We start from the raw sequence: 1,332 nt of genomic DNA on the forward strand, positions 1-1,332 counted from the left end.
GCCGGCGCAAATCAGTGCCCGCTCCCCCAATTCTGCGCAGGCCGCGCTGATCATTTCGGCCGTGAAGGCCGGAGATTGCACCGGTATGCTGCCGAAGGCGAAGCAAATGGGCGGTGCCCCCGCGGCTATCCAGTCCCGCGCCTCGTCGTCGGCGTCTGTGGAGAGGTTCATCGCCAGCGCACCCACAAAGGGCCGTCGGCCATTCCACTTCTTCCATTCGGCGGCCAACCCCGGGAAACAAAAGTCATCGTAGGCCTGGATTTCCAGCGAATGGCGCTCGGCGATTCGCCGGTGCGTAGGGCTTGTCGACTTGGGCAGACCTAGCTCACGGCGATGTGCGTCCTCGAAGCCCTTGTTCATGCGCCAAGACAGCCACTTGGATACCTTCATCGCGAAGCGCGCGATGGGTCCGGGCAATAGCGGGATCAACCGTCCGTTGGGCCGTACCGGGTAGTAGTGCAGGGTGACCAGCGGAATGCCGTAGTGCTCGGCGACATTGGCTGCGGCCTGCTCGCACGGAATGGTGGTGAACAGCAGATCGGCTCCGTCCGCCAGCGATGTCAACGTCGCGCACACCTCCGTCCAGCACTGGATCGATAGCGCCGACACCTGGAGCCCGAACCTGATCAGATCTCGAATCCTCCAGAAGCTCCGAAAAAAACATGTCCAGAATCTGCGCTGTGCGGCCATGTACGCACGGGTGTCCGTGCCGTAAGCAACCGCCGCGAGCCCGGCCGATTCGACGAACGGAATCAAGTCGGGCGGGACGGCCATGCACACTTCGTGGCCCCTGCGCAGCAACTCACGGCCGACGGCGGCACAGGGCTCGATATCGCCTCGAGTCCCGTAGCTCGCCAACACAAATCTCATTGCGGATCTCAAACTTTCGGTTGTCGCGCCGCCCGGCGACGTATCGTTCCCGAACCGAGCCAAATGCCGACGACGCGGGTCGACGTACCCACGGCCGGCCACAGCCCCGGTGCCCACATCTCCGGTAGAGCCAGAGCCTAGACATGGCTCCGCGGCGACGGCAGGTTTCGGCGTCCGCCGCCCACATTGCCAACGGGTTCCGTGAGTCAGCGCAACTCGCTGAACTAGCACTGGGTGTCCGGTTATGCTGCGGTCGTCTGGGCCGAGGGCGTGGGCCGCCGCTTGCAATCCGACGATGCGCCAGGGAATCGAACAGTCATGACCGCGATGAAGTTTGTGCTGGCAAATTGGGGAACGCGTGGCGAGGTCGAGCCGTACCTAACGATCGGCCGTGAATTGGTTCGCCGCGGGCATGACGTGAGTATGGCGGGCGCTCCCGACATGGTCGATTGCGTCGAGTCA

Annotated in this window: 2 protein-coding genes; one reads left to right on the plus strand and one right to left on the minus strand. The window is 63.6% G+C overall.

From position 1 onward, the window contains the following. A partial coding sequence (locus A9W96_RS33370; RefSeq protein ID WP_082972394.1) for a glycosyltransferase occupies nt 1-870 on the minus strand: 870 nt, incomplete at its 3' end. Nucleotides 871-1,197: 327 nt separating this feature from the next. On the opposite strand from A9W96_RS33370, the gene A9W96_RS33375 reads away from it, so the two are divergent. Continuing rightward, nucleotides 1,198-1,332 (plus strand): glycosyltransferase (locus A9W96_RS33375; protein WP_231999728.1); only part of this gene is annotated, 135 nt, incomplete at its 3' end.

Source organism: Mycobacterium sp. 1245852.3, assembly GCF_001669335.1.
In the GTDB taxonomy this organism is placed as follows: Bacteria; Actinomycetota; Actinomycetes; order Mycobacteriales; family Mycobacteriaceae; genus Mycobacterium; species Mycobacterium europaeum_A.